Annotated in this window: 20 protein-coding genes; 10 read left to right on the top strand and 10 right to left on the bottom strand. The window is 73.2% G+C overall.

All coding sequences use genetic code 11. The features are described 5' to 3' along the window. Positions 1 to 117 precede the first annotated feature (117 nt). Positions 118 to 843: a PASTA domain-containing protein gene (locus ACIQPT_RS12455; RefSeq protein ID WP_401155271.1), complete on the top strand. Its 726-nt coding sequence runs from the start codon at positions 118 to 120 to the stop codon at positions 841 to 843. A 1-nt stretch (position 844) separates the two neighbouring features. On the opposite strand, the gene ACIQPT_RS12450 is transcribed toward ACIQPT_RS12455, so the two are convergent. The 5 genes from ACIQPT_RS12450 to ACIQPT_RS12430 form a co-directional block, all read right to left on the bottom strand. Then, positions 845 to 1,747 carry a 4-(cytidine 5'-diphospho)-2-C-methyl-D-erythritol kinase gene (locus ACIQPT_RS12450; protein ID WP_401155269.1) on the bottom strand — a complete coding sequence of 301 codons (903 nt, stop codon included), beginning with the start codon at positions 1,745 to 1,747 and terminating at the stop codon, positions 845 to 847. Then, a complete protein-coding gene (rsmA, locus tag ACIQPT_RS12445; RefSeq protein WP_401155267.1) occupies positions 1,744 to 2,616 on the bottom strand; it encodes a 16S rRNA (adenine(1518)-N(6)/adenine(1519)-N(6))-dimethyltransferase RsmA in 873 nt (290 codons plus the stop codon). The genes ACIQPT_RS12450 and rsmA overlap by 4 nt, the downstream gene beginning before the upstream one ends. Beyond that, positions 2,613 to 3,848, bottom strand: coding sequence for a ubiquitin-like domain-containing protein (locus ACIQPT_RS12440; protein ID WP_401155563.1), 1,236 nt, complete (start codon positions 3,846 to 3,848; stop codon positions 2,613 to 2,615). The genes rsmA and ACIQPT_RS12440 overlap by 4 nt, the downstream gene beginning before the upstream one ends. Positions 3,849 to 4,187: 339 nt before the next feature. Then, positions 4,188 to 5,063, bottom strand: coding sequence for a TatD family hydrolase (locus tag ACIQPT_RS12435; protein ID WP_401155265.1), 876 nt, complete (start codon positions 5,061 to 5,063; stop codon positions 4,188 to 4,190). 78 nt (positions 5,064 to 5,141) lie between these two features. After that, positions 5,142 to 5,513 carry a hypothetical protein gene (locus ACIQPT_RS12430; RefSeq protein WP_401155263.1) on the bottom strand — a complete coding sequence of 124 codons (372 nt, stop codon included), beginning with the start codon at positions 5,511 to 5,513 and terminating at the stop codon, positions 5,142 to 5,144. Positions 5,514 to 5,965: 452 nt separating this feature from the next. Between ACIQPT_RS12430 and ACIQPT_RS12425 the strand changes: the two genes are divergently transcribed. The 5 genes from ACIQPT_RS12425 to ACIQPT_RS12405 are packed head-to-tail and all read left to right on the top strand — an operon-like array spanning position 5,966 to position 10,001. Next, the gene (locus tag ACIQPT_RS12425; RefSeq protein ID WP_007455151.1) at positions 5,966 to 6,142 is read left to right on the top strand and encodes a hypothetical protein; all 177 of its coding nucleotides are present in this window, start codon (positions 5,966 to 5,968) and stop codon (positions 6,140 to 6,142) included. Positions 6,143 to 6,152: 10 nt separating this feature from the next. Further along, on the top strand, positions 6,153 to 6,875 hold the full coding sequence (locus ACIQPT_RS12420) for a hypothetical protein (RefSeq protein ID WP_401155262.1): 723 nt from the start codon (positions 6,153 to 6,155) through the stop codon (positions 6,873 to 6,875). Next, the gene (locus ACIQPT_RS12415; protein WP_401155260.1) at positions 6,872 to 7,960 is read left to right on the top strand and encodes a DUF6895 family protein; all 1,089 of its coding nucleotides are present in this window, start codon (positions 6,872 to 6,874) and stop codon (positions 7,958 to 7,960) included. Before ACIQPT_RS12420 ends, ACIQPT_RS12415 begins: the two co-directional genes overlap by 4 nt. Then, a complete protein-coding gene (locus ACIQPT_RS12410) occupies positions 7,957 to 8,886 on the top strand; it encodes a DUF6895 family protein (RefSeq protein ID WP_401155258.1) in 930 nt (309 codons plus the stop codon). The genes ACIQPT_RS12415 and ACIQPT_RS12410 overlap by 4 nt, the downstream gene beginning before the upstream one ends. Next, entirely contained in the window at positions 8,883 to 10,001 is a 1,119-nt protein-coding gene (locus ACIQPT_RS12405) for a serine hydrolase domain-containing protein (protein ID WP_401155256.1), read from the top strand. The genes ACIQPT_RS12410 and ACIQPT_RS12405 overlap by 4 nt, the downstream gene beginning before the upstream one ends. A 21-nt stretch (positions 10,002 to 10,022) precedes the next feature. Here the strand turns inward: ACIQPT_RS12405 and rsmI are convergent, their stop codons facing one another. After that, complete coding sequence (rsmI, locus tag ACIQPT_RS12400; RefSeq protein ID WP_401155254.1) at positions 10,023 to 10,916, bottom strand: 16S rRNA (cytidine(1402)-2'-O)-methyltransferase; 894 nt, start codon at positions 10,914 to 10,916, stop codon at positions 10,023 to 10,025. Between the two features lie 53 nt (positions 10,917 to 10,969). Between rsmI and ACIQPT_RS12395 the strand changes: the two genes are divergently transcribed. Next, positions 10,970 to 12,736, top strand: coding sequence for a dolichyl-phosphate-mannose--protein mannosyltransferase (locus tag ACIQPT_RS12395; RefSeq protein ID WP_401155252.1), 1,767 nt, complete (start codon positions 10,970 to 10,972; stop codon positions 12,734 to 12,736). Positions 12,737 to 12,781: 45 nt separating this feature from the next. Here the strand turns inward: ACIQPT_RS12395 and ACIQPT_RS12390 are convergent, their stop codons facing one another. From ACIQPT_RS12390 to ACIQPT_RS12380, 3 genes are read right to left on the bottom strand one after another with little or no spacing between them, the layout of a single operon-like run. Beyond that, entirely contained in the window at positions 12,782 to 12,949 is a 168-nt protein-coding gene (locus tag ACIQPT_RS12390; protein ID WP_401155251.1) for a hypothetical protein, read from the bottom strand. 59 nt (positions 12,950 to 13,008) lie between these two features. Then, complete coding sequence (locus ACIQPT_RS12385; protein WP_401155250.1) at positions 13,009 to 13,281, bottom strand: hypothetical protein; 273 nt, start codon at positions 13,279 to 13,281, stop codon at positions 13,009 to 13,011. Beyond that, positions 13,260 to 13,481, bottom strand: coding sequence for a hypothetical protein (locus ACIQPT_RS12380; RefSeq protein WP_401155248.1), 222 nt, complete (start codon positions 13,479 to 13,481; stop codon positions 13,260 to 13,262). Before ACIQPT_RS12380 ends, ACIQPT_RS12385 begins: the two co-directional genes overlap by 22 nt. Before the next feature lie 152 nt (positions 13,482 to 13,633). Between ACIQPT_RS12380 and ACIQPT_RS12375 the strand changes: the two genes are divergently transcribed. Next, positions 13,634 to 14,488 (top strand): hypothetical protein, encoded by an 855-nt coding sequence (locus tag ACIQPT_RS12375; RefSeq protein WP_401155246.1) that lies wholly within the window; start codon positions 13,634 to 13,636, stop codon positions 14,486 to 14,488. A 55-nt stretch (positions 14,489 to 14,543) separates the two neighbouring features. Here ACIQPT_RS12375 and ACIQPT_RS12370 read toward each other — a convergent pair whose 3' ends face one another. Beyond that, entirely contained in the window at positions 14,544 to 15,935 is a 1,392-nt protein-coding gene (locus ACIQPT_RS12370; protein ID WP_401155245.1) for a hypothetical protein, read from the bottom strand. Positions 15,936 to 16,239: 304 nt separating this feature from the next. On the opposite strand from ACIQPT_RS12370, the gene ACIQPT_RS12365 reads away from it, so the two are divergent. Next, entirely contained in the window at positions 16,240 to 17,877 is a 1,638-nt protein-coding gene (locus tag ACIQPT_RS12365) for a penicillin-binding transpeptidase domain-containing protein (protein WP_401155243.1), read from the top strand. Between the two features lie 153 nt (positions 17,878 to 18,030). Next, complete coding sequence (locus tag ACIQPT_RS12360) at positions 18,031 to 20,427, top strand: NACHT domain-containing protein (protein ID WP_401155241.1); 2,397 nt, start codon at positions 18,031 to 18,033, stop codon at positions 20,425 to 20,427. Positions 20,428 to 20,531 lie beyond the last annotated feature (104 nt).

Genomic DNA, 20,531 nt, shown 5'->3' with positions numbered 1-20,531 from the left:
GGGTTCGTAGCTCCGTGCGGCCGGCCTGTCGTCGCGGCCCGCGGGGCAGGTGCACCGGCCGCGTCCCGGCAATCCGCCGCGGCGCCCGCCGTTCCCGAGAACCGGAGTATCAACACCGTGCGGATTCCTCGCCACTTCGCCCCTGTCGTCCTGCTCGGCGTGCTCGCCCTGGCAAGTTGCGAGGGCGGCACACAGACCGACGACAGCGCCCCGGCGCCCCCGCCCGCCGCAACGCCCACGGCTTCGGCCTCCCCCACGGTCACGGCCTCTCCCACGCCGACCGCCACGCCCGATCCGGTCATGCCCGCCCTGCACAGCCGGACCTATGAGCAGGCGCGGGCCGAGCTCGCCCGCCAGGACATATCCGCCGCGCGTCTGACGGCCGCCGCCCAGCACAAGGACGTCACCCTCCCCCGGGACCACGACGGCTGGTACATCTGCGACACCAGCCCCGGGAGCGGCACCCGGCTCGCCGCCGACACCACGGTCACCGTCAGGCTCGCGGAGGACTTCAGCGACTGCACGACCAGCTTCCACGGCTATCTGCACGAGAAGAACGACCCGGCCTACGTCCCGCCCAGGACGGCCGCCCCGAAGCCGAAGCCCACCCCCACGCGCGCTCCCGCCCCGGCCCCCACGAAGGCCCCGACGAAGCCGGCCGGCGGCTCGACGATCACCTGCCCCGACGGCAAGCCGGGCTTCGCCTGCACGTCCAACGGACACCCCGTCGTCGACGGCCAGTTCTGCGCGAAGGCCGACCGGGGCCGCACGCTCATGGCCACCAACAGGACGATGGTCACCTGCTCCTACGACCCCAGCATCACGCCGTACCGCTGGCAGTGACTCAGGAGACCGCCGTGGCCCCCGGCGCCGGCGACACCGCCACCCGCGCCTCGCGGCACGTTCCGGAGGCCATCAGCGCGTCGGCCACCTTGTGGGCCGCCGACGCGTCCGCCACCAGGAACGCCGTCGTCGGCCCGGAGCCGGAGACCAGCGCCGCAAGGGCCCCGGCCGCCGTGCCCGCCGCCAGGGTGTCGGCGAGGGAGGGGCGCAGGGAGAGCGCGGCGGGCTGGAGGTCGTTGCTCAGGGCCCCCGCGAGTGCGCCGGAGTCGCCGGAGCGCAGGGCGGCCAGCAGGGCGGGGGACGCGGTGGGCCCGGGGACGTCCGTCTCTGCCGTGAGGCGGTCGAACTCGCCGTAGACGGCAGGGGTGGAGAGGCCGCCGTCCGCCACCGCGAAGACCCAGTGGAAGGTCCCGCCGACCTCGATCGGGGTCAGCTTCTCGCCGCGTCCGGTGCCGAGCGCGGCCCCGCCGACCAGGCTGAACGGCACGTCGCTGCCCAGCTCGGCGCAGATCGCCAGCAGTTCGTCGCGGCTCGCGCCGGTCCCCCACAGGGCGTCGCAGGCGACCAGGGCGGCTGCCCCGTCGGCGCTGCCGCCCGCCATGCCGCCCGCGACCGGGATGTCCTTGGCGATGTGGAGATGGACGGCGGGGGTGATCCCGTACCGCTCGGCGAGGGCGACGGCGGCGCGGGCGGCGAGGTTGGTGGCGTCCAGCGGGACCTGGGCGGCGTCCGGGCCCGAGCAGGTGATGCGCAGCTCGTCGGCGGGGGTCGCGGTGACCTCGTCGTACAGGCCGACGGCGAGGAAGACGTTGGCCAGGTCGTGGAAGCCGTCGGGGCGGGCGGCGCCCACGGCGAGCTGGACGTTGACCTTGGCGGGGACGCGGACGGTGACAGCGGCACTCATTCCGACGCCTCCGGCTTGTTCTCCGCGATCGCCGCGAACTCCTCCACCGTCAGCGCCTCCCCGCGCGCCTGCGGGGAGATCCCGGCGGCGACGAGCGCGGCCTCGGCGGCGGGTGCGGAGCCGGCCCAGCCGGACAGGGCGGCGCGCAGCGTCTTGCGGCGCTGGGCGAAGGCCGCGTCCACGACCGCGAAGACCTCGGTGCGGCTCGCGGTGGTGGCGATGGGCTCGGTGCGCCGGACGAGGGAGACGAGCCCGGAGTCGACGTTCGGGGCGGGCCAGAAGACCGTGCGGCCGATGGACCCGGCGCGCTTGACGTCCGCGTACCAGTTGGCCTTCACCGACGGCACGCCGTAGACCTTGTTGCCCGGGCGGGCGGCGAGCCGGTCGGCGACCTCGGCCTGGACCATGACGAGGGTCCGCTCGATGCTCGGGAAGCGCTCCAGCATGGTGAGCAGGACGGGCACGGCCACGTTGTACGGGAGGTTCGCCACCAGCGCGGTCGGGGCCGGGCCCGGCAGTTCCTTGACCAGCATCGCGTCGGAGTGGACCAGGGCGAAGCGGTCGGCGCGCTCCGGCATCCGGGCCTGGACCGTGGCGGGCAGGGCGGCCGCGAGCACGTCGTCGATCTCGACCGCGATCACCCGGTCCGCCGCCTCCAGCAGCGCCAGGGTCAGCGAGCCGAGCCCGGGGCCGACCTCGACGACGGTGTCGTCCGGGCGGACCTCGGCCGTGCGCACGATGCGGCGGACGGTGTTGGCGTCGATGACGAAGTTCTGACCGCGCTGCTTGGTGGGGCGGACCCCCAGCTTGGCGGCCAGGTCGCGGATGTCTGCGGGGCCCAGGAGGGCGTCGGGCTCTGTGCTGCTCACCCGGTAAGCCTACGGCCGCAGTGGGGCCACGGACTCGCCCCCCGTTGCACGTACAGCTTCTTCGCCCGGTACGTCTGCTCGGCGGCCGGTGCGTCCTGGGGCCGGCCGCTGCCGCCGAGGGAATGCCAGGTCTGCGTGTCGAACTGGTACAGCCCACCGTACGTCCCGCTCGGGTCCACCGCGCCGGGACGTCCGCCGGACTCGCAGGCGGCGAGCGCGGACCAGTTCAGCCCGTCCGCCCCGGCGACCGAGTCGGGCCGCTGCCGGGTGCCGGTGCGCACGACGCGGCTCACCGGCCGGTGGACCAGCTCCTCGGCGGCCCTGCGCGGTTTCTGCCGTACGCCGTTGACGGTCCGCACCGCGTACGTGACCCGGCGCACGCCGTTGCGCCCGGCCCGCTCGACGACCTCGGTGCCCCGGAACAGCTCGGGGTCCTCGCTCCGTTCGACGGCGTACGGGACGGTCTCCTCGCGCACCTCGCGGGTGTCGGTGATCCGCATGACGGAGATCGTCTGCCCGTCGCGCGGGAAGTGGCCGGGGTCCACGGAGGTCGTGTCGTGGCCGTCCAGGGTGATGCCCGCCTCGGCGAGGGCCTCGCGGACGGTGGCGGCGTTGGTGCGCAGGGTGCGTTCCTGGCCGTCGGCCATGAAGGTCACGGTGCGTTCGGTGCGGACGGTGAGGGTCAGGCCGGTGCGGGCGATCCGCGCGGAGCGGGCGGCGGAGAGGTACGCCCCCTCGGCGCGGATCCCGAATTCGCGCAGGGCCCCCGCCACGGTGTCGGCGGTCGTCCAGACCCGGTGGCGGACGCCGTCGAGGGTGAGGGTGACGGGCCGCCCGTGGCGGACGACGACCTCGTCGCCGTGGCCGAGGGGAGCACCGGGGGCCGGGGCGACGACGTCGTGCGCGCCGACGGTGACGCCCTCCTCCGCCAGGAGCTCGGTGACGTCATCGGCGAAGGTGTGCAGGGTCCGGGGCGTGCCGTCGACGTCCAGCCGGACCGCCTTGTCGTTGGCGACGAACGCGGTGGTGCCGCCGGCGAGGAACGCGACGACGAGGGCCTGCGGGACGAGGCGCCTCAGCTTCAGGTTCTCGGGGTTCACGACGAGGGCGCGGCGGCGCTTGGCGGCCCGCCGGGCGTCGGCGCGGGTGGGCCCCTGCCGGGGCACCACGGGCGGCGGGCCGACGAGCGGGGCCCCGAGGACCGGCGGCGCGACGAGCGGGGTGTCGACCATCGTCGGGGCGTGACCGGCGACCGGGCCATCGCCGGGGAACGGGGCGTGGCCGGCCGGGCCCTCCACGGAGAACCCGTCGGCCACGGTCATCTGCTCGTGGAACGCGCCGGGGAACGCCGCCGGTACCGGGGCGGGAGGGGCCGGTGCCGGTGCCGTACGCCGTCCGCCGCGCGCCGCCCGGTGACTGCCCTGCGAAATACTCACGCCGCTCCTGAAGATCCGCCCGCTGCCGAAGATCCGCCACTGCCACCCCGTCGTGCGCGGGGACGATAGCGGAGCTTCGGTCACTCTCCAAAGCGACACGGCTACACAGAGTGCCCGTGAAGGTCCGGCCGATGGTCAGAAATCGAACGCCCGCGCGGTGTTGTCGTAGATCGCGGCGGCCAGCACGTCCTCGTCCAGGCCCTTCACCTCGGCCATGGCGCGGAGCGTGACCGGAATGAGGTACGGCGCGTTGGGCCGTCCGCGATACGGGGCGGGGGTGAGGAAGGGGGCGTCCGTCTCGACGAGGACCAGCTCGGCGGGGGCGACGGCCAGGGCGTCCCGCAGCGGCTGGGCGTTCTTGAAGGTCACGTTGCCCGCGAAGGACATGAAGTAGCCGGCCCGCGCGCAGATCCGGGCCATGTCGGCGTCGCCGGAGTAGCAGTGGAACACGGTCCGCTCGGGTGCGCCCGCGTCCGCCAGCACCCGCAGCACGTCCGCGTGCGCGTCGCGGTCGTGGATGACCAGGGCCTTGCCGTGCCGCTTGGCGATCTCGATGTGGGCCCGGAAGGACTCCTCCTGGGCGGCGACGCCCTCGGGTCCCGTGCGGAAGAAGTCCAGGCCCGTCTCGCCGACCCCGCGCACCTGGTCGAGGGCGGCCAGCGCGTCGATCTCCGCCAGCGCGTCGTCCAGCGCCGCCTTGCCGCCGGGCTCCCGGGCGCTCTGCCGCCCGGTGCCGGCGGCGCCCTCGGCGTATCCGTGGACGATGCGCGGGGCCTCGTTGGGGTGCAGGGCGACCGAGGCGTGGACGGCGGGGTGGGCGGCCGCGGTGTCGGCGGCCCAGCGGGAGCCGGCCACGTCGCAGCCCACCTGGACGACGGTCGTCACGTTGACCGCGGCGGCCCGGGCGAGGGCCTCCTCGACGGTGGCGTCCTGCATGTCCAGGTGGGTGTGGGAGTCGGCGACCGGAACCCGCAGGGGCTCGGGCAGCGGCGGGGCTTCGGTACGGCTCATGCCGACGATCGTACGAGGGCCCCGCGCCGCCGGGTCACGTGCGGTGGAGGGTGCGCGCCGCTCGCCGCGGAAGGCACGTCACCTGCGGTGGAAGGGGTGGAGCAGGTCGGACAGCCGCCAGTGCCGGGCCGGAGCGGCGGCGGTCGACACCGTCCGGTCCTTCGCGGCGGTCTCCGCGCCGTGCGGCGCCTGCTGCTTCCGCAGCAGCTCCTGGACGCCGGCGACCCGCCCCGCCCGCATGATGCGCACCACGTGTCCGCCGCAGTTCGTGCAGGTGGGCGTGGAGAGCGGGGACGGCACACGCTCGCCGTCCGCCGTGTAGACGACGAACGCGTGGCCATGGACGTCGACGTGGTGCTCTATCTCGTAGGACTGCTCCCAGCCGTACCCGCACTTCATGCAGGCGAAGGCATACGCCTCATGGACAGTGGTCGCTGCGATCTCGCTCATGCCTGCTCCTCCTGGCCGCCGGTCACACGCTCCGGGGACGGCCGGCCCGCCCGAGGGGTTCGAACAGGTGGCCCGTCCCTTCCAGTGGACACCTGCACCCGGATGGACGCACCAGCTCAGCGCCGATGTTGATGCGTTCTTGGCCTCCTTTGGGAGCCCTTTGCCGACGCATGGCCCAGGACGGGACCGCGGCAGGACAGCGCGTGACCGCCGGGCCACCGAGCGCCCCCGAACGCGCCCGGCGCCGATCGTGAACGCGCCCGCGCACCACCCCCGGCCGCCCCCTCCGTATCCCTTGAATTCCCGGGCTTTCACCCCACCCGCCCCTCATGAATTCATCATTCAATTGAATGCGCGATTTCCCCGGATGTCGCACGCCGATTTGCGGCGCCCCCATTCCTCCTTTTCACTCATTACGTCCACCCCATTTCCCACAGGACGGGGAACAACCCATGTTCACCACGGACACCACTGCCACCGACATCGAGCTCGACCTCGACGCCGCTCTCAACCCGGGCGAGGTCGAAGGTCTGTACCGCGACTCCCGCGAGTGCGCCTATCTCGCGCTTCTCGCAGGCGGCGGCGCCCTGCTTCTCTCGCCGCCGACCCCGCGCCCGAAGAAGGGCTAGTCGCCGGCACATGGACCAGACACATGCTTCGTCGCCCCTGGCGGGTGCCGTGCATGACCTGGCAACAGAGGTGGTCCTCGCTCTTCGGAGCGGGGACCACCTCGCCACGGTGTGCGGCGCGGCGGGAATCGACGAGGAGAATCGGACCGGAATCGCGGCGGCACGGGTCATCGGGGCCGACCTGCTGTTGCCCAGTGTTCTGTACGGACGTCATCCGCATCCGGGTGATATCGCCGTACTCGACCGGGCGGTGCGGGAATTCCCGCCCAAGCCCGACGCCCCGGCCGCCACGGCCTGGAGCCACTGGCACATGATCTCCACGCTCCAGCGGATGGCACCGCCTCCACCGGGCGCGACCACTCCCGGGAGCGGGAGCGGCACCGCGTTCGCGGAGCCCGACGCGGCCTGGCTGGAGGAGGCCCCCTGGCAGGCGTTCACGCACCAGCTCTCGGTCCTCGCGCCGCTCGCCGTCCCGGCCGCCCCCTCGGCCGTGCAGCGCGCCGCGGCGAACCGGGCGGTCGACCTGTCGCGCGGCTTCGTCCGCGCGGTCCGGCGGCGCGACTGGCTCCAGGCGGCGGGCGCGGGCCGCTGGCTCGCGGCCATCGGCGGCGAACCGGCGACGCTGGGCCTGGAACGCGGCCTGGACTTCGTCGAGCTGATGGGCGGCCACGACCCCCGCGTGACCCTGCACGTCCGGGCCGCCCGGCTGATGGCCGAGGCGAGGGCACGGTGACGACGACCGCGACCCAGGGCCCCTCCCCGGGCCGCCCGGGGCAGAGCCCTCGGGCGGCCCGGCGCGCCCCGGGGTCCGGGACCGGGACGGCCTCCCGCGAGAACTCCGGCGCCGCGCTCGCCGTCCTCCCCGGCGTCCTGCGCGGGGCCCTCGCCTGGACCGACGCGCACCGCACCCGATTCGCGCTCCCCGACAACGTCCTGGAGCCCCACACCCAGGTCAACGCCACGCTGAAACCGCTCGGCGAGCTGGCCCAGCTCGGCTCCACGATCCGCCGCACCACCACCCCCGGCACCCCGGAACACGAGCTGGCCGGGGACCTCGTCGCGTATGCCTGGGAACAGGTGGCGGCAGGCGATCTCCTCCTGGAGCTGCTGCGCGCCGAGCCGTACGCCGCATACCCGTACGAGATCTACGCCGCCTTCGCCGGGTACGGGCTGCGCCACGAAGGGTTCGAGGCGCTGGCCCGCCCGCTCACCGCGACCCGCGCCTGGGCCCACACCGAGCAGCACGCCAACCGGCAGCTGGGCCTGGTCAACTCCGAGCGGCGGGTCGGCGTGGTGACCCACACCGACGCGGGCGCGGTGCTGTCCCGGACCTGGCTGGGCGGCCTGTCGGAGCCGTGGATGTTCGAGGGCCCGTCCGGCTACGCGCTGACCCACACCGTCTTCCACCTCACGGACTGGGGCCGGATGCCGGACCGGGTGCCGGGGAAGATCGACGGCTATCTGCGGACCTGGCTGCCCGCGTGGGCCGACGGCTGTCTGGAGAGCGGCCAGTGGGACCTGACCGGCGAACTGCTCGCGGTGGCGGCCTCCCTGCCGGGCCCGGCACCGCAGGAGCTGCTGGACGCGGTCTGGCCGGTGCTCGCCGACGTACAGCACGCGACCGGCTGCGTCCCGGAGACCGGCCCACCGGTGCGGGACACGACGGAGCCGGACCCGTACCCCTTCATCGACTGCTACCACTCCACGCTCGTGACGGCCTTCGCCGCGGCCCTGTCCCTGAGGTCGCTGAAGTCGCCGACGTCGCCGAGCGGGGCCGACAGGACCGTGACGCCCGGCCGGGAAAGGCACACCCCATGAGCAGCGGCATCCAGCAGATCCACGACGTCGGGGCGAAGGCCCTGGGCTGGCTGTACGAACACCGGGAGGGGTTCCGGCTGGAGGCCGACCCGTCCCCGGAGGCGGGGATGCTGGACCGCTTCAAGCCCCTGGGCGAGCTGGCGCTCATCGGCAAGGTCATCTTCCGCGAGGGCGTGGCCGGCTCGCAGCAGTCGTCCCTGGCCCACAAGCTCCTCGATCACGCCTGGCACGAGCTGCTGGGCTCCGGGGCACGGCTGCTGGAGGGCCAGCGGCGCGAGCCGCTCTCGCCGGTGCCGCTGGAGGTCTACGTACCGTTCCGGGAGCTGGGCTACCGGCAGCCGGACCTGGAGTCCGCGATCCGCCTCAACCACCGCCTCGCGAGCTGGGCGGCGCTGGAGGTGCTGCCGGTGCGGCGGCTCGGGCTGAGCGCGATCGAGCGGCGGTTCGGGGTGGAGCCGAGCGTCCCGGAGACGGCGGCGCTGGCGCACACCTGGCTGGCGCGGCGGCCCGAACCGTGGACGGTCGAGGGCCATATCGGTTACGACATCACGCACACGGTCTTCCACCTCACCGACTGGGGCGAGAAGCCGGCCGGGCTGCCCGCCGACATCGCCGACTACCTGGCGCTCTGGCTGCCGGTCTGGCTGGACGACTGGCTGGACCTGAAGCGCTGGGACCTGCTGGGCGAGCTGCTGGTGGTCGACGCCTGCCTGCCCGAACCGACGCTGGACCCGGCGGCCTGGCAGGGCTTCGCGCAGGCCCAGCAGCCGGACGGGGCGATGCCGGTGGTCGGCGGGATGCCTGAGGGGGACGAGGAGTCGGTGTTCGACCTCGTCTACCATCCGACGCTCGTCGCCGCGTTCGCCTCGGCGCTCGCGCTGTCCCGCGCCCTGTCCGACCTCAGCGCGACGCCGGCCCCGGCATGACGGACGTGGCGGACGTGGCGGGCGGGACGGACGTGACGACGGTCCGCGTGGGCGACCCCGGCCCCGCGGCCACCGCACGGCTCCTCGCGGAGGCGGCCGGACGGATCGACGCCCCCGACCTGGTGCTCGCGATCAGCCGGGGCGGAGTCCGTACGGTCCACACGGGCGGTAGCGCGGAGCCGGGCCCGGTGGACCGGGAGCGACTGGCCTACGAGCTGGGCTCGGCGTCGAAGCCGTTCGCGGGGCTGCTGCTGGCCCGGCTGGTGGCGCAGGGCCGGGTGCGGTACGCGGACCGGGCGGCGGACCTGCTGGCCCCGGGCTTCCCGGTGCACCCGGCGGTGCGCCGGATCACGCTGCGCCATCTGCTCACCCACACCTCGGGGCTGCCGGGCCTGCCCGCCGACTTCTACCCGCAGGCGGTGCCCCGCTGGTCGACCGACCCGTACGGCGGCTACCCGGCCGACCGGGTGGTCCGGGCCTTCCTGCGCGCCCGCCCGCGCCACCGTCCCGGGACCCGGTGGCACTACTCGAACTTCGCCGTCTCGGTCCTCGGCCACACCCTGGCGGCGGCCACCGGGACCCCCTGGGAGGTCCTGCTGCACCAGCAGGTGCTGGCCCCGCTGCACCTGGACGCGACCCGGGTGCGCCCGGGCCCGGACGGCACGGAGGCGGTGGGCCACCGCCGCGACGGGACGCCGGTGCCCGCCCTGGACACCGGGGGCTTCGCGGCGGCGGGCGCGGTGCGGGCGACCCCGCTGGACCTGCTGACGTTCCTGGAGGCGCATGTGGGCCCGGAGGCTCATGCGGGCCTGGAGGCGCATGTGGGCGGGCCCGAACCCCTGGACCCGACGCTGAGCGCCGCGCTCACCGATGTGTGCCGCCCCCTGCTGCGACGCGGCCGGCGGCACGCGCACACCCACACCCTCACGTGGTTCCACCACCCGTCCCCGTACGGCCCGGTCCTCTTCCACGCCGGGGCGACGCTCGGTCAGCAGGCGTTCCTGGGCTTCCGCCCGGACACGGGTCTGGCGGTGGCGGCGACGGCGACGCGGCGGGTGCACCGGGCGGACACGTTCGTGGCGACGGCGTACGACTTGCTGACGGAAACCCCGTAAGACCGGACCGTACGGCTACGGCTACGGCTTGGGCGGGTCCTTCTCGGCGTTCTTCTCCGCGTTCTTGGCGGCCACCACCGCGTCGAACACCTCCCGCTTGGGCAGCCCGGCGGCGGCGGCGACAGCGGCGATGGCCTCCTTGCGCCGCTCCCCCGCCTCCTCGCGCACGCGCACGCGCCGCACGAGCTCCTCGGCGTCCAGCCCCTCGTCGCCGGAGTCGGTGGCGCCTTCGACCACGACGGTGATCTCACCGCGTACCCCGTCGGCGGCCCACACGGCCAGCTCGCCGAGCGGGCCGCGCTTGACCTCCTCGTACGTCTTGGTCAGCTCCCGGCACACGGCGGCGCGGCGCTCGGCGCCGAAGACCTCGGCCATGGCGGCGAGGGTGTCGTCGAGCCGGTGCGGGGCCTCGAAGAAGACCATGGTGCGCCGCTCGTCCCCGACCTCGCGGAGCTTGGAGAGCCGTTCACCGCCCTTGCGCGGCAGAAACCCCTCGAAGCAGAAGCGGTCGACGGGCAGCCCGGACAGGGCGAGGGCGGTCAGTACGGCGCTCGGCCCCGGGACGGCGGTGACGCGGATGTCCTTCTCCACGGCGGCGGCGACGAGCCGGTAGCCGGGGTCGGAGACGGACGGCATCCCCGCATCCGTAACAAGAAGCACCCGGGCACCACCGACGAGGGCTTCCACGAGCTCCGGCGTACGGGCGGACTCGTTCCCCTCGAAGTAGGAGACGACACGCCCCGACGTGTGGATGCCGAGCGCCTGGGTGAGCCGGCGCAGCCGCCGGGTGTCCTCGGCGGCGACGACGTCGGCCCGCTCCAGTTCGGCGGCGAGGCGTGGCGGGGCGTCCGCCACGTCACCGATGGGGGTCCCTGCGAGCACGAGCGTTCCAGTCGTTCCAGTCACATCAGCCATCCTCGCAGCACGGGCAGCGCCCTTCGCACAGATGCGTTCCCTACGATGGCGCGGTGACGAGTACCGCACCCGAGACCCAGCGGGGCCAAGACGCCGGGGACCCGCTCGGCGAACAGCCGACCTCCTGGCAACGGCGGCTGCGCCGCTTCGGCCATGTTCCGCGCCCGGAGACCTCTCTCCGCGACCGGCTGGACCCGCCGTACACCCGGCCGGGACGCCAGATGTGGTCCGTGCTCGCGATCCCTCCGCAGGTGGCCGAACGGCTGATGCGCTGGTCCGGCTGGGGCGGCCCGCTGCTGGTGACCCTGGTCGCCGGGCTGCTGCGCTTCTGGAAGCTGGACCAGCCGCACGCGGTGATATTCGACGAGACGTATTACGCGAAGGACGCGTGGGCGCTGGTCAACCAGGGGTACGAGGGGTCGTGGCCCAAGGACGTCGACAAGCAGATCCTGAACGACCCGTCCTCCGTCCCGATCCCGACCGACCCGGGCTATGTGGTGCACCCGCCGGTCGGCAAGTGGATCATCGGCTTCGGTGAGCAGCTGTTCGGCTTCACGCCGTTCGGCTGGCGGTTCATGGTGGCGGTGCTCGGCACGGTCTCCGTCCTCCTCCTCTGCCGGATCGGCCGCCGGCTGTTCCGCTCCACGTTCCTGGGCTGTCTGGCGGGCCTGCTGCTCGCGGTGGACGGGCTGCACTTCGTGATGAGCCGGACCGCGCTGCTCGACCTGATCGTCATGTTCTTCGTGCTGGCCGCGTTCGGCTGCCTGGTGGTGGACCGGGACCGCTCCCGGCGCAGGCTGGCCGACGCGCTGCCGGTGGACGAGGAGGGGGTGCTGCGCCCGGACGCCGAGGTCGCGGAGACCTTGCGCCTGGGGTGGCGGCCGTGGCGGCTGGCGGCGGGCGTGATGCTGGGCCTGGCCTTCGCCACGAAGTGGAACGGCCTGTACGTCCTGGCCGCGTTCGGCCTGATGACGGTCTTGTGGGACGTCGGGGCGCGGCGTACAGCAGGAGCCGTCCACCCGTACCGGGCGGTGCTGCTCCGCGACCTGGTCCCCGCCTTCTTCTCCACGGTGCCGGTCGCGATCGTCACGTACGTCGTGTCGTGGACCGGCTGGATCGTCACGGACAAGGGCTACTACCGCAACTGGGCGGCCACCGAGGGCAAGGACTCCTCCTGGAACTGGCTGCCGGACTGGCTGCGCAGCCTGTGGCACTACGAGAACCAGGTGTACGACTTCCACGTCGGCCTGACCTCGGGCCACACCTACGAGTCGAACCCCTGGAGCTGGCTCGTCCTCGGCCGCCCCGTGTCGTACTTCTACGAGGAACAGGCCGGCTGCAAGGAGTCGGCGACCGGCAAGTGCGCCGCCGAGGTCCTGGCCATCGGCACCCCGCTGCTGTGGTGGCTGGCGTGCCTCGCCCTCGCGTACGTGCTGTGGCGCTGGTTCTTCCGCCGCGACTGGCGGGCGGGCGCGATCGCCTGCGGTGTGGTGGCGGGCTGGCTGCCCTGGTTCTTCTACCAGGAACGCACGATCTTCCTCTTCTACGCGGTGGTGTTCGTCCCGTTCCTCTGCCTGGCCGTGACGATGATGCTCGGCGCGATCGTGGGCCCGGCGGCGAACACGGGCACCCGGGCCGAACTGGGCCTCACCGCCCACGATCCCACCGGCGAACGCCGCCGCACGCTGGGGGCGATCGCGGTGGGCGTGCTGGTGCTCCTGATCATCTGGAACTTCATCTATTTCTGGCCGCTGTACACCGGGACGTCGATCCCTGAGGACCTGTGGCGGGACCGGATGTGGCTGGATACGTGGGTGTAGCAAGGCAGTCGGACAGCCCAGGTTCGACGGACAGCCAGGAGGGCCTCAGTTACCGCCGGACACGGTCCGCCCGCTGCGCCGCCGCAGCAGGGCCCTGCCCCAGAGCGTCAGTCCGACGAGGGACACGATCACCGCCACTCCGACAACCGTGGGGATGACCCCCATCACGAGAAAGGAGACCAGCAGCTCCGCCCACGTCGGCTCCTCACCCATGGTTCTCCCGCTCTGTTCCATGGACACCACGACGCCGGCGGGCCGTCATCGGTTCCGGATCAGGTCCGCCGCCGCTGCCGCGCCAGATGGATCGCGGCCACCACCGACACGGTCAGGAACAACAGGGCGGTCACGCCCGCTATCCACGCCAGGACGACCGCACCGCCGCCCCCGACATCCTCTTCGCGGGCGACCACCTGCGGGTCGTCCGCCTGGTACCGGACGGTCATGGAGGCGCCCACGGACTCCTTGCCGCCTCCGCTGCCCACCGGAAGATCCGCCACCACCGTCCGCCCACCGGCCTCGAACGTCACCTCGCACTGACCCGCCATGCAGGCGCCGCCGGTGTGCAGGGTCGCCTGAGCCCGCTCGCCGCCCGGAGGGAGCGCAGCTGCTCGGCCGCCGGAAACATCACCAGCATCGACAGCGCGCCCAGCAGCAGCGCGAGGGACAGCGACATCAGCAGGGACGCGCGGGGCCCCAGGGTGGTCGCGCCGCCGCCGGCCGCGCCCGCGTTCGTCGCGGAACGCACTCCGGGCGCGCTCCCGTTCACTTCGCTGCCCACCTGGCACGCCCCTGTCCCCCGGCCTCGTATCCGAGCAGGATAGGCGGATCGCCGAAGTGATGTCCGGGAGTGATGTCGTACGTTGAGCGCCGTCACAGTCGAACGGGGAGGCATACACGGTGAAGGACCTGAAGGCGTACGACCTGGGTTTCGGGGATTCGGCGGACCAGCTGTCGATGCGGCCCGACAAGCCCATCGAGATCGATCTGCCCGATGCCGTCGTCGCCGGGTGGTGCGGCGGTCGTGCGCCCGGCATCGGGGCGGCCTCGTGGCCCCGGAGTCCCGTCACCGGCCTGCCGATGATCCATGTCATCACCCTCGAACTGCCAAAGGACTACCGGCGCAAGGGCGCGGACCTGGTGGCCATCTCCCTCTTCCACGCCGACGACCACGTCGCCAGTGACATCGAGGGTGTCGACGAGCTGCTGGCGGGCACCGAGCCCACCGCGGAGCAGGCCGCCGATCCGTTCCTCGCCGAGGTGATCGCGACGGCGGCCGCACGCCACCCCCAACAGCAGGACCTGGAAGACCTCATCGGCGGTGCGCACGCGCTGATCTGGCTCACGGCCGAGGAGTTCGCCGCGCCGCGCATCGGTCCCCCGGCCGACATCCGGCCGGACGGGCTCGGAGACAAGTACCGCCGTGGCCTGAACGCCTGGGACGACAGCGCCCCCGAGACCACGGTGTGGATCGGCGACCGCCCCGGCGACCCGAACACCGGCATCGCCCCTGCGGAGGACGGCGCGGGCGGCTATGTGGAGGCCTGGTCCTCGGACGACGAGGAGCTCGAAGCGTTCTGGTCGTCCGTGGACGGCGTCTCGCACCTGGGCGGAACGGTGATGCCCTGCCAGGTACTGCCGGAGGGGCTGACCCCGTACGTGTTCGAGCTGGAGGACGGTGTCGGCGGGATCAACTTCGGCGGCGGCAACGCCCAGCTCGACCTGGAGTCGGGCGTCTTCGACTGGGCGCAGTAGCGGGTGCGACGGGGGCGGCTCGTCGCCGTCGAGGGCGGCCGGGGGCGTCCCGGGCTCAGTCTCCCCCGCAGCCGCCGCCGCAGCTCGATCCGCAACTGGAGCCGCAGCCGCCCCCGTTGTGCCGGTCGCCGGAGTTGTTCCGGCTCGCCCGGGACCGCTTCTTGAGGCGCTCCTCCGCCTCGCGCCTCGCCCGCTCTTCCGCCGCCCGCCGGCGCTCCGCCCGTTCCTGGCCCTCGCGGAGCCGCTCGCGCTGCCGGGTGGGGCCGTCCGTCGGTTCCCAGGGGCCCAGCCCGTGGCGTCGGCCCGGGCGGAGCGGGGCGGTGGTCACCGTCGCGGACATCCGGCCCGTGTCCCGGTCTCGGTGGTATTCGGCGCAGGCGTATTCGAGGACGACCTCGTCGCCCTCCGTGAGCGTGCCGTACAGCACCGCTTCGAACGGCTCGTGCCTCGGGTCGATGTCGTGATGCCCGTTCCCCGCCCCGTACGCCGAACCGCTGCCCAGCAGCCGTGTCATGTCCCGGGTGTCGCGGTCGCGGGGGATGTACGCGACCAGGGGCCGCGCCGTGCGGGTGCGGGCGTCCGCGCACACCCAGTGGCGTCCGTCCGCCCCGGCGCGCACGCCCACGATCAGGGCCGGCTGCTCCTTCTCGTACAGCCGTCGCGCCGCCAGGTAGGCGAACTGGCCCCAGCCGCCGATGGTCGTTCCGGCCACGAGGAGCACCAGGCCGACGCACTGCTGCCCGACGGCGTCGTACGCGATGCCGCCCGAGGTCAGGTCCTCGACCAGGCCGTCGGTCAGGATGACCGTGGCGGCGAAGCAGAGCCCCAGCCCGAGGTACACCTGTGCGTAGCCTCGGTAGCCGTCCGATGCCCGGACGCGCTCGGGCAGCGGGTAGCGACGGTTTCCGGCCGCTGCGAGGGCCAGCGCCCGCTGCCGGCGGCGGGCCAGCAGGCGCAGGCAGCTTCCCGTGAACGCCATGGCGCAGGCGGCGAGGACGACCAGCCATCCGGCCGTCGCCACACCGCCGGAGGCTCCGGCCGAGGCCGTCGACAGGGCCGCCTCCACGGCCACGTACAGCGCCGCCGGAACGGCCGCGACCGGAACGAACCGGTACCAGAACGGCAGCGCGGTCAGCAGGACCACGCCCGGATACCTCAGCCAGTCCGTCCCGCCCCCGGCCCCGTGACCCCAGGCCCCGGCACCGGACGCGAGCCCGAACAGGAGGACGTACGCCGCCGCCACCAGGGCAGCGAGGATCCAGCCGCCCAGGACCGGGGCGAGCACGGCCGGGACTCCTGCCTTCCGCCAGCGTTCGGCCTCGGCCACGGGCCAGACGGCGACGTGTCCGGGCAGGTCGGAGACGATACCGAGCCGGGTCACGATCCACGTGACGGATCCGCCGGGCAGGATCTCCGGTGGCAGACGCTTGATGTGATACGTCGTCACCGATCCACCGCCGCGCACCCTCGCATGCCGCTGCCCATGCCCGTACTCAAGCCGCCGCCCATGCTGCTGCCCATACCGATGCCCATGCCGATGCCCATGCCGCACGCCCCCCGACGCTCGCTCCCCCGTGCATTCCCGGCCAGTCTGCCCACGACGGTCCTCCGTCACACGGCGGAGAGCGCTTTCCAGCCAAGCATTCCGGTCCGGTAACAACGCCCTCACCATCTGCCACAACACTTTAGGGTTCCTCACAGTTGCCCCTTGAACATGTTCAAGGGGCTCTCCTGGGGAGGGGGACTGCGAGATGCGCAGTGGAGCGAAGGTCGCCGTGATCGGCGGAGCGTTCGTCCTGATGGCCGGCGGGATCGGCTACGGGGCGTACAGCATGCTGGGGGACACGGCCGGCGGGAGCGGCGGTACGCAGAGCGCGTCCGAGTCGTCGAAGGTGAAAACGGGACCGCCGAGCGCGGAGGAGATAACCGAGACGTCGAAGAACTTCTTCGACGCGTGGGCGGCCGGGGACGCACCGGCCGCGGCGCTCCTCACCAACAACGAGTCGGGCGCGGAGCCGGTGCTCGCCTCGTACGGCGAGGACGCCCACATCGGCAAGGTGAAGATCACCCCGGGCCCTGCGACCGGCACGAAGGTGCCCTACACGGTCAAGGCGACGGTGTCGTACGAGGGCAAGTCGAAGCCCTTGTCGTACGCCTCGGAGCTGACGGTCGTCCGCGGCCTGACGACGGGCAAGGCCCTGGTCGACTGGGCGCCGACGGTCGTGCACCCGCAGTTGACGGAGGGCGCGACGCTGAAGACGGGCGAGTCCTCGACGCCGACGATCGAGGCCGTCGACCACAACGGGACGGTGCTGACCAAGGAGAAGTACCCCTCGCTCGGGCCGATCCTGGACACGCTGCGCGAGAAGTACGGGGCGAGCGCGGGCGGCTCGCCCGGCATCGAGACCTGGATCGAGCCGGCCGACGAGGCCCAGCCGGACGTCAGCCTGGTGACGCTCGCCAAGGGCAGGCCCGGCAAGGTGCAGACGACGCTGGACGCGGGCGCGCAGGCGGCGGCCGAGCGGGCGGTGAAGAAGTACGCGCAGGCCTCCGTGGTCGCGGTCAAGCCGTCCACCGGGGCGATCCGCGCGGTGGCCAACAATCCGGCGACCGGGTTCAACGCGGCGCTGCAGGGAAAGCAGGCGCCGGGCTCCACGCTGAAGATCATGACGGCGGCGCTGCTGCTGGAGAAGGGTCTGGTCACGGCGAACGGGGCGACGGAGTGCCCGAAGGACGCGATGTGGCAGGGGCGTTCGTTCCACAACCTGAACAACTTCGATCTGCCGGACGGCTCCACGTTCACGCAGAGCTTCGCCCAGTCCTGCAACACCGCCTTCATCAAGCTCATCGACGACGTGGACGACGACGCGGCGCTCGCCAAGGAGGCCCGGGACGTCTTCGGGATCGGCCTGGACTGGAAGACCGGCGTCGTCACCGCTGACGGCAGCGTGCCGGAGGAGGCGGGCGGCGAGGCGGCCGCCCAGTACATCGGCCAGGGCACCGTCCAGATGAACGCCCTCAACATGGCGTCCATCACCGCCACGGCCATGACCGGCACCTTCAACCAGCCGGTCATCGTCCCGCAGTCCCTGGACAAGCGGGAGTTGGCGAGGGCCTCGCGCTCGCTGTCCCCCTCCGTCGTCGGGCAGCTCAAGACGATGATGCGGGCCACGGCGGCCTGGGGAACGGGCAAGGACGCCATGGCCACGGTGGGCGGCGACAAGGGCGCCAAGACCGGTTCGGCGGAGGTCGACGGGCAGGAGACCTCCAACAGCTGGTTCACCGGCTTCAGCAACGACCTCGCCGCCGCGGCGGTCGTCCAGGTCGGCGGCCACGGCGGCGACGCGGCGGGCCCGGTCGTGGCGGAGGTGCTGCGCGCGGGCGGCTGAGCCCGGAGCCGGTACGCGCGGACGGCTGAGCCCGGAGCCGGTACGCGCGGGCGCCGGGACCCGGACGGATTCGGGTCTCGGGTTTCGCGGCCCACGGTTCGCAGTCCACGGTTCGCGGTTCGCGGTTCACGGTCGACGACGGAGGAGTTACGTATGGGGCGGCGGCCGAGGCCGGGTTCCATCTGGCGTCGGGCAGCGGCCGTCCTCGGCGTGCTGATGGTGGGCGCGGGGGCCGTCGTCGTCCTCCGCTCCTGGCCGACCGGCGACGTGGACCCCTTCGGCGCCCTGGTCGGTGTGGTGGGGGCGGTCATCGGCGTCGCCGGGCTGCTCCTGCCCTTCTGGGAGCACCGGCAGAGCCGCCGGGAGGGCGCGGTCCGGGCCCTGGTCCGCGCGGTCGAGGGGCACGAGGACCAGCAGTACCGCAACATTCTGGGCCCGGGCAGCGCCTTCCTGCCGGTGCGCTTCCGCTTCTCGGCGGCCCCGGACGGCAGCCCCGGCGCCCCGGGCTCCGAGGAGTGGCGGACCGTCATCGACCGCTACCTCGGGCTGCCCGGACCCGTGCGGCGGCTCGCGGTGACCGGCGGCCCCGGTACGGGCAAGTCCCTGCTGGCCAGGGAGCTGACCCGGGCGCTGGCCGCCCGCCATGACGAGGAGGTGAACGACGGGGTGCCGGTGCTGCTCTCCCTCTCCTCGTGGGACGGGCCACCGGACCGGGAGGATCCGCGGAGCGAGGGCTTCCATCTGGCGTTCCGCCGCTGGGCCGTCCAGCAGGCCGCCCGGACGTACGGGCAGCCCTCCGCCCAGGTCGAGGAGGCGCTGACCGACAAGGCGGTCCTCGTCCTCGACGGTCTGGACGAGCTGGATCCCGCAGGGGCGGAAGTACGTCCTCGGGCAGCCGCGTTGCTCCGCTATCTCGCGGTGAACCGGGACTGCTTCCGCAACGTGGTCGTCACCTGTCGCAGCGACGTCTACGAGCAGTTCGAGGGTCCTGCCCCGCTGGCCGGGGCGGGCCGCGCCGAACTGCTGCCGGTCCCGCCGGACATGGCGCTCGACTACCTCAAGAACCGCAGCGAGTGGTCCCACAGCGGCCTCACCGAGCGCTGGGACGGGGTGCTGGACGAGATGCGGGTCTCGCCCGGGGGGCCGCTGGCGCGCGCCCTGAGCACCCCGTGGCGGCTCACCATGACCGCGAACGCGTTCCATGTGCGGGGCGAGGGCGGCGTGGGATGGCTCAGGGATCCCTCGGAGCTGGTGACGCGGTGGGGGCGCGACGTCCTCTGGGAGCGCTACCGGGCGGAGTCGGACGATTTCGCCGCCGAACACGGCCTGCCCGGGCTGCTGTGGAGCCTGTTCTCGCCGGAGGAACGGCTGCGGAGCGCGGAGGACTCCGCAGCCGCGGACGACATGAGCAGCGAGGCCGAGGAGTACCTGCTGTCGCTCTTCGTCCCTTCCGTCGTGGCGGAGCATCCGCGCGACCCCGACCGCTACCCGGCCGAACGGGTCTCCGCGTGGCTCACGCTGCTGTCGACGCACCGAGGCGTCGACAGGTTCGCGAGGCCCCGGTATCTGAGCCTGATCGCCGACCTCCGGGCGGATCTGACCCCGCACCAGTTGTGGCCGCTGGGCGGCCGTCGTCTCGTGCGGACCCTGCACGGTTCGCTTTACACCCTCTTCGCGCTGGTGGTGGCGGGGCTGGCCGCCGTCGCCCTGCGCGACCCCCTGGAAGTGGCGCTCTGCTTCCCCGTGATCGTCACCGCGGGCTTCTCGGCGCACCGGGCGTGGTCCGACCGGCCGGACATCGACCCGGTGAGCCGTATCCGCATGGGTGGAAGGGCGGGTGGGCTGCTCGACCTGTACATGAGGACCGTGGTCATGCCGCTGCTCGGTGTCTACTTCGGTGGCATGTTCGGGTTCGCCGTCTCGGCGAACCTCACCCGGGCCCCGTTGCCCGACGTCCCCACGACCGTGTGGGTGGCGACGGCGGCCGGAGCGCTCCTGGGGATCCCGCTGTTGCAGAACCGGTCGGCCGAGACCTACACCACCGTCAGGGGCGCGCTGCCCGGACAGCGCCACAAGATCTTCCTGGTCTGCGCCGCGCTGCGTGGCCGCCTTCCGCTGCGGCTGGGCCGCTTCCTGGACTGGGCGCACGAGGGAGGTCTGCTGCGCGTGGACGGCCACGCCTACCGCTTCCGGCACGACGAGTTCGAGCAGTACCTGTGGCGCTCCCACTGGCGGCCGGAGATCCTCCCCCCGTGTCTGGCCGCCGCGGACGCCGCCCTCCGGACCGGGGAGTCAGCGGCGGACCGGCCGGCCCGGGCGGGGCGGCGGATGCTGGAACAGCTGGACACGCTCGACCGGCACCGCGTAGATCTGTACGCCACCTGCGTGATGAGCACCGGTACAGCGGGCGCGAGGGCCGAAACGGCGCTGCGCGCGTGGGCGGACCACTTGACCACCGGTGCCGTGGCCCCCGAGGCGGAAGCCGTTCTACGGGACCGGGCCGGTCAGGCGGTACGCCGCTTCCACGAGGCGGCGGCGCGCGCGGGGTGATCCGCCCCTGGTTCGGCCCCGGTTCGCCCCCGGTTCGCCCCCGGTGCGGCCCGGTTCGACCCCACCGGATCGGGGAAGACGCCGCCACGTCCGGGGAGACGCCG

Origin of the sequence: Streptomyces sp. NPDC091289 (assembly GCF_044757365.1) — a bacterium.
Taxonomy (GTDB): Bacteria; Actinomycetota; Actinomycetes; order Streptomycetales; family Streptomycetaceae; genus Streptomyces.
Note: the sequence above shows the minus strand (reverse complement) of the source record. Positions and strands in the feature narration are given on the sequence as shown.